The sequence below is a fragment of the Achromobacter sp. UBA2119 genome (assembly GCF_002331005.1).
GTDB classification, from domain to species: Bacteria; Pseudomonadota; Gammaproteobacteria; order Burkholderiales; family Burkholderiaceae_B; genus Achromobacter; species Achromobacter animicus.
In genome coordinates, this window is sequence record NZ_DCYD01000023.1 from 238112 (window position 1) to 245602 (window position 7491).

A 7491-nucleotide genomic window follows, 5' to 3' on the forward strand; every position below is an offset into this window, starting at 1 on the left:
GCCTGTTTCCCGCCACGCGGCCTTTCGGCTCGCCCGGCGCGCCGGCATCCTTCCCATCGTGAATGGCCTGCGGGGTCGCGGGCTGCACCGAGGTCTTGTAGATGAAAGCCCGCTCCATCCGGCGCTATGCCGGCGCCCTGCTCTGTTCCGCTCCGGCCATCGCCGCCGCCCAGCAAACCGCTCCCGCCACGTCCGAACTCGACAGCATCACCGTCACCGCCCAGCGCGTGCCCACCGACGGCCGCACGCTGCCGGTGTCGATCTCGGTGATCACCGCCGAGGACATCGCGGCCAGCAGCGCGCGCACCATGCAGGACCTGCTGTCCACGCAGGCCGGCATCAACCTGATCAACACCACCAGCTCCAGCGACAACGCCATCGTCGACCTGCGCGGCTTCGGCATCACCGGCGCCAGCAACACGCTGATCCTGATCGACGGCGTCAAGCAGAACACCAACGACCTGTCGGCGCCCAGTCTGGGCGTGGTGCCGCTGGATCAGGTCGAACGCATCGAAATCGTGCGTGGCAGCGGCTCCGTGCAGTACGGTGGCGGCACCACCGGCGGCGTGATCAACATCATCACCCGCTCCGACTTTGCCAAGGAGCCGGTCACCGCCCGTGCCACCGCCACGTTCGGCAGCTACGGCCTGCGCCAGTACGACGCCGCGGTCGCGATGAACAACGAAAAGGTGGGCGTTGACGCCTACATGCAGTCGCTGCACAGCGACGGCTACCGCGACAACAGCGGCGAGCGCCGCGAAGGCGGCGGCGGCGGCATCACCTTCCGCCACAACGACGGCTCGATCCGCCTGTACGGCCGCACCACCACGCAGAAGCTGGAACTGCCCGGCCCGCGCACGATCAACCCGTTCACGGGCGTGAACGAATTCCAGGACGATCCGCGCGGCTCGAAGAACGACGTCGACTACGTCAAGACCACGACCACCACGTTTGGTCTGCAACTTGAGCAGGCCATCGGCGCCGGCGTGCTGTATTCGGATCTGTCCACCCGCGAAAAGAAGCTCAGCGGCCTGACCTACGACGGTTTCGGCGACACGCTGCGCGACCAGAAGCTGGAAGAGAACATCGCCAGCGTGCGCTACCGCCTGCCGATCAACGGCGGCCACAGCGTCGTCTTCGGCGCCGATGCGCAGGAAGCCAAGACCACCGCCGACCAGAACGCCTACTACGACTTCGAACCGTCGAAGTGGCAGTCGCGCCAGCATCAGTACGGCCTGTTTGCCGAAGGCCAGATCCGCGCCACCGACAGCACCTACATCACGGCGGGCGTGCGCCGCCAGTACGCGTCCGACGACCTGGAAGTGATTTCGGGCTCGGGCACGCCGTCCGACCGCAGCCACCACCTGACCGCGTGGCAGTTGGGCGTGCGCCAGGACCTGTCCGGCGGCTTCGGCCTGTACGGCAAGGTCGGCCGCAGCTTCCGCCTGCCCAACGCCGACGAACTGCTGTCGGTCCAGTCGCCGCTGGCCCCGCAGACGTCCACCGACAAGGAAATCGGCGTCACCTGGCAGTCGGCCAGCAGCAGCGCGCGCCTGTCGTACTTCCACTACGACCTGACCAACGAGATCCAGTACAACCCGCTGGCCGACGGCCTGTGGGGCCCGGGCACGGGCGCCAACACCAACCTGGATCCGACCCGCCGCCAGGGCATCGAGCTTGAAGGCCACACCGCGCTGTCCAGCAGCGTCACCGTGGACGCCAACCTGACCTGGATGGAAGCGCAGTTCCGCTCCGGCACCTACGCCGGCGTCGACCTGGCCGGCAAGACCGTGCCGCTGGCGCCCAAGTGGCTGGCCAACGCCGGCGTGACGTGGCGCCCCACCGATGCGTTCCTGTGGAACGTGTCGGCGCAGTACGTGGGCAAGTCGCGCATGGACAACGACCAGGCCAACCAGTTCGACAAGGAACTGGACGCCTACGTGCTGTTCAACACCAAGGTCGCGTACAAGTTCACCCGCAACATCGAAGCCGCGGTGGGCGTGAACAACATCTTCGACCGCCAGTACGCCACGTACGGCATCCGCGGCGGCAACGCCTCGTTCGAGATGCTGGGTCCCGTCGCCAACTACAGCCTGTACCCCGCCCCCGGCCGCAACTTCTACGCGTCGCTCACGCTACGCTACTGATTGCCGCCTTGCGGACTGGGCCTGCCGGTCTGAGCCTTTGTTGAGGCTCAGGGTCTGCGCAGGCCCTTTTCTACATCTGTGCCCACCCGACGGAGCCGCTGCATGACCTTTCGACGCGTCCTGACGACTGCCGGCGTTGCGCTGAAGCTGACCCTGACGTCGGCGTCAGGGTTGATGCCGACATTTGTGCCGATCGTGGCATTGACCCTGGCGCTGTCTCCGCGGCTGTCCCATGGCGCCCCCGCCATCCAGGTCCAGGACGACCGCGGCCGCACCGTCACGCTGGACGCCCCCGCCCGGCGCGCCGTGACGCTGGCGCCCCATGCCACCGAACTCATCTACGCCGCCGGCGCGGGCGGATACATCGTCGGCACCGTCCTCGGCAGCGACTACCCGGCCGCGGCCCGCGCGCTGCCCGTCATCGGCGACGGTACGCAGCCGGACGCCGAACGCGTGGCCGCCGCCCGCCCCGACCTGCTGATCGCCTGGCAACCGTCCGCCGCCGAACCGCTGACGCGCGTGATGGACAAGCTGGGCGTGCCCGTCTTCTACAGCGATCCGCTGACGCTCGCCGCCATTCCCGGCGCCGTCGAGCGCATGGGCCAGTTGTTCGGCACCGAGCCCATCGCGCGGGCCGCCGCGCAGGACATGCGCGCCCGGCTGGATGCCCTGAAGGCGCGCTATGCCGGCCGCCGCCCCGTACGGGTCTTCGTCCAGGCCGGCCTGGACCCCATCTACACCCTGAACGACAGCAGCATCGTCAGCGACGCGCTGCGGCTGTGCGGCGGCGTCAACGTCTTCGGCCAGGCGCCCATCGTGGCGCCGCAGGTCACGCTGGAAGGCGTGCTGGCGGCCCGGCCCGAGGCCGTGCTGGCCGGCGTTTCGCGGCCGGAGGACACGGCCAGGAACCTGGCCGCCTGGCAGACGATGGGCCTGCCGGCGGCGCGCCAGGGCCACGTCTATGGCGTCGATGCCGACGCGCTGTACCGGCCCGGGCCCCGGCTGATCGACGCGGCCGAGACCCTCTGCGCCGACCTGGACCGGGTGCGCTGACGCGCGCGATCCGCAAATAGTGGAACGCGCGGGCCAGTGCCCGGCCCTGCCGGCCGGCGGACTGCTTTATCATTCGGCATCAGTCAGCCAGTCCCCCGCGGGCCTCGCATCGTGCGCGCCCGCCCTTTGAAGCACCGCCATGACCACACAAGACACTCTCACCATCGCTGGCCGCGCCTACTCGTCGCGCCTGCTCGTCGGAACCGGCAAGTACAAGGACTTCGAACAGACCCGCGCGGCCCTGGACGCCAGCGGCACGGAAATCGTCACCGTCGCCATCCGCCGCACCAACATCGGCCAGAACGCCGGCGAGCCGAACCTGCTGGACTACGTCCCCACCTCGAAATTCACGCTGCTGCCCAACACGGCCGGCTGCTACACCGCCGACGACGCCGTGCGCACGCTGCGCCTAGCCCGCGAACTGCTGGACGGCCACGACCTCGTGAAGCTCGAAGTGCTGGGCGACCCGCACACGCTGTTCCCCAACATGCCCGAAACCCTCAAGGCCACCAAGACGCTGGTCGACGAAGGCTTCAAGGTCATGGTCTATTGCACCGACGATCCCATCCAGTGCCGCATGCTGGAAGACATGGGCGCCGTGGCCGTCATGCCGCTGGCCTCGCTGATCGGCTCCGGCATGGGCATCCTGAATCCCTGGAACCTGCGCCTCATCATCGACCAGGCCCGCGTGCCGGTCGTGGTCGATGCCGGCGTGGGCACCGCGTCCGACGCCGCCATCGCCATGGAACTTGGCTGCGACGCCGTGCTGATGAACACCGCCATCGCCGGCGCGCGCGATCCCATCCTGATGGCCAGCGCCATGAAGAAGGGCGTGGAAAGCGGCCGCGAGGCCTTCCTGGCCGGCCGCATGCCCAAGAAGCTGTACAGCGGCGCGCCCAGCTCGCCCACCGAAGGCCTGATCACCGGCGGTCCCGCGAAATGAATTCCCGCCAGCCGGCCGCCAGCGGCCGTCCGATCCCCAACGCGCTGACCATCGCCGGCGTCGACCCGTCCGGCGGCGCCGGCATCCTGGCCGACGTCAAGGCCATGAGCGCGCTGGGCGCCTACGGCTGCGCCATCATCGCCGCGCTCACCGCGCAGAACACGCAGGGCGTGACCGGCATCTCGCCGGTGCCGCCCGCCTTCGTCGGCCTGCAGATCGACACCCTGTTCACCGACGTGCGCATCGACGCGGTCAAGATCGGCATGCTGGGCCAGCGCCCCGTCATCGAGGTCGTGGCCGAAAAGCTCGCCAAATGGACGCCCGCGCACATCGTGCTGGACCCGGTCATGGTCGCCAAAAGCGGCGACCTGCTGCTCGAAAACGATGCCGTCGGCGCCATGCGCGAAGCCATGCTGCCCCTGACCACCCTGCTCACTCCCAATCTTCCCGAAGCCGGCGTGCTGCTCGAAGAGCGCCCCGTCGAGACCGTCAAGGAAATGCGGCGCGTCGCCGAACGCCTGCGCAACAAGCTGGCGCATTCCGGCGAACGCTGGGTGCTCGTCAAGGGCGGCCACCTGCCCGGCAGCGAAACCATCGACCTGCTGCACGACGGCGACCGCATGATCGAATTGCCCGGCCACCGCATCGACACCGCCAACACGCACGGCACCGGCTGCACGCTGTCGGCCGCGCTGGCGGCGCTGCTCCCGCAAATCGGGGACGTACCGGAATCCGCCAAACGCGCCAAGGCCTACCTGACTGAAGCCATCCGCCACGCCGAGCGCCTGTCGGTCGGCTCGGGCCACGGCCCGGTCCACCATTTCCACGGCTGGTGGTAACGCCCCTTTCAGGCTGAGCTCAACGGCGCCCCACGGGGCGCCGTCTGCTTTTCCGGGTTCCGCGCCGCGCCTGAAACATCTGCCGCACGGGCGCGCCGTCACAGGACGCTACGAATCGGTACAATGGCCCGTTGATTCCTCTGTTTTTTCTGACCGTCATGAACGCTTCGACCCTGCCCGACGTAGAACAAGCCCGCTTCAATATGGTGGAACAGCAGATCCGCCCGTGGGACGTCCTGGACGCCAACGTGCTGCAAGCGCTGTTCGATGTGCGCCGCGAACAATTCGTTCCGCCGGCCCTGCGTGGCCTGGCGTTTTCCGACCTGGAGCTGCCGCTCGAGATCAACGCGGTCAACACGCGCCAGACCATGCTCGCCCCCAAGGTCGAAGCCCGTCTCGCGCAGGAACTGCTGCTCACCAAGTCCGACTGCGTGCTTGAAATCGGCACCGGCTCCGGCTACCAGGCCGCCCTCCTGGGCTACCTGGCGCAACAGGTCACCTCCGTCGAGATCGACAGCCGCCTGGTGACCTTCGCGCAGCAGAACCTGCAGATGAACAACGTCACCAACGTCAAGGTCGAAACCGGCGACGCCCGCAATGGCTGGGGCTCCACCGAATACGACGCCATCCTGGTCACCGGTTCCGTGCCGGTCGTGCCGGACGCGCTGAAGTACCAGCTGCGCGTGGGCGGCCGCCTTGTCGTGGTGGTTGGCCAAGCCCCCATCATGACCGCCTGTCGCATCACCCGCACCACCGCCGCCAGCTTCGAAACCGTCAAGCTCTTCGAAACGGTCATCAAGCCGTTGCGCGGCGTCACGGTGTCGCAGTTCAAGTTCTAACTCCGCGACCTCGCCGCCTTTTGCCCGGCCCCCATGGGGCCGGCGTCACGTCCGGCGGCCCGGCGTATCGTTGAAAGATCATGCGCGTCCGCTCACTTACGGCTTTACTGGTTTTCACCTGCGCCGCAAGTGCCGGCCCGCTGACCGCGTCCGCCCAGAACCTGGTCCAGGTCTGGCAGGCCGCGCTGGGCAATGACCCCACCTACGCCGCCGCGCGCGCCAACTACCGCGCCGGCCTTGAAAAAGAACCCCAGGCCCGCGCCCTGCTGCTGCCCCTGATCACCGCCGAAGCCGGCGGCGCCTACCAGGAAACCCGCAGCACCCGCGGCCTGTCCTACGCCTACAGCGGCGGCCGCGGCGTGTGGGACCTGGCGCTTACCCAGCCGCTCTTCGACTGGGGCCGCTGGCAGAACTTCGAGCAATCCAAGCTCATCGTCGCCGACGTCGAAGTGCAACTCCAGCAGGCCTACCAAGACCTCTTGCTGCGCGTCGCCGACGCCTACTTCAACGTCCTGTACGCCCAGGACACCCTGACCGCCACCGAAGCCGAAAAAACCGCCGTCGCCGGCCAGCTTGAATCCGCCAAGCGCAACTTCGAACTCGGCAACGCCACCATCACCGACACCTACGAGGCCCAGTCGCGCTACGACCTCGTCGTCGCCCAGGAACTGCGCCTGCAGAACGACCTGGAAGTGCGCCGCGACGAACTCGCCAAGATCATCGGCACCCAGCCCGGCGCCCTGGCCGAACTGCCCTACGGCGTGCAACTGCCCGCCCCCCAGCCCGCCCGCATCGCCGACTGGAGCAACCAGGCCGAAACCTCCAGCCTCGAAGTCCTGCGCGCGCAATTGCTGACCCGCATCGCCGGCCGCGAAATCCAGATCGCCAAGAGCGGCCACTACCCCACCCTGAACCTGCGCGCCACCAGCGGCAGCGCCAGCGACGCCGTCATGCGCAACGCCGCCCCCGGCAAGCCCATCGACAACACCATCGGCGTGGTCCTCTCCATCCCGCTGTACTCCGGCGGCGGCGTGTCCTCGCAAGTCACGGAAAAGGTCGAACTGGAACAGAAGGCGCGCTACGACTACGAAACCGCCCGCCGCCAGGCCGTCCAGGCCACCCGCCAGTACTACACCGGCGTCACCAGCGGCCTGGCCCGCATCCAGGCCCTGGAAGCCGGCGAAAAATCCAGCCGCGCCGCCGTAGAAGCCAACCGCACCGGCTACGAAGTCGGCGTCCGCATCAACCTGGACGTCCTGAACGCCCAGCAACAGCTCTACGCCACCCAACGCGACCTGGCCCTGGCCCGCTACAGCACAGTGCTCTCCAGCCTGCGCCTGAAGGCCACCAGCGGCATCCTGGCGGAATCGGACCTGGAAGCGATCAACCGGCTGCTGCGCCCGCCGCGCTGAGGGCGTTTCCGCTGCTGCGACCAGTGTCTGACACCCTTGGTGCACTGTCTGGAGCTGAAGATCATCTCTACGGGTGTCAGACACCCAGTCGACTCCCATCGCCCCCCCGCCAGCGCGGGAGCGCACACCCCCACGACGCCCCACAACTCAGATGCCGATTGCCGCCGCCCGGGCGGCAGCAATTCGGCGGCCCCGCAGATCTCCTTCCCTGACCACAGCTCTTGCAGCGCGCAAACCAAAGACCCTCGCAGCACGGTG

6 protein-coding genes are annotated in these 7491 nt (G+C 68.2%); all 6 read left to right on the forward strand.

Annotated features, from left to right (window positions below; genetic code table 11):
* The first annotated feature begins 101 nt into the window (after positions 1–101).
* A complete protein-coding gene (locus B3098_RS28765) occupies positions 102–2147 on the forward strand; it encodes a TonB-dependent receptor (RefSeq protein ID WP_286900813.1) in 2046 nt (681 codons plus the stop codon).
* A gap of 174 nt (positions 2148–2321) precedes the next feature.
* Complete coding sequence (locus B3098_RS28770; RefSeq protein ID WP_279976107.1) at positions 2322–3200, forward strand: cobalamin-binding protein; 879 nt, start codon at positions 2322–2324, stop codon at positions 3198–3200.
* Positions 3201–3339: 139 nt separating this feature from the next.
* Complete coding sequence (locus tag B3098_RS28775) at positions 3340–4143, forward strand: thiazole synthase (RefSeq protein WP_175125167.1); 804 nt, start codon at positions 3340–3342, stop codon at positions 4141–4143.
* Positions 4140–4982, forward strand: a complete 843-nt coding sequence (gene thiD, locus B3098_RS28780; protein ID WP_175125166.1) for a bifunctional hydroxymethylpyrimidine kinase/phosphomethylpyrimidine kinase — start codon at positions 4140–4142, stop codon at positions 4980–4982. The genes B3098_RS28775 and thiD overlap by 4 nt, the downstream gene beginning before the upstream one ends.
* Positions 4983–5140: 158 nt before the next feature.
* Positions 5141–5821 (forward strand): protein-L-isoaspartate O-methyltransferase family protein, encoded by a 681-nt coding sequence (locus tag B3098_RS28785; RefSeq protein ID WP_279976096.1) that lies wholly within the window; start codon positions 5141–5143, stop codon positions 5819–5821.
* Positions 5822–5901: 80 nt separating this feature from the next.
* Positions 5902–7233, forward strand: coding sequence for a TolC family outer membrane protein (locus B3098_RS28790; protein WP_218342236.1), 1332 nt, complete (start codon positions 5902–5904; stop codon positions 7231–7233).
* Positions 7234–7491: the final 258 nt, after the last annotated feature.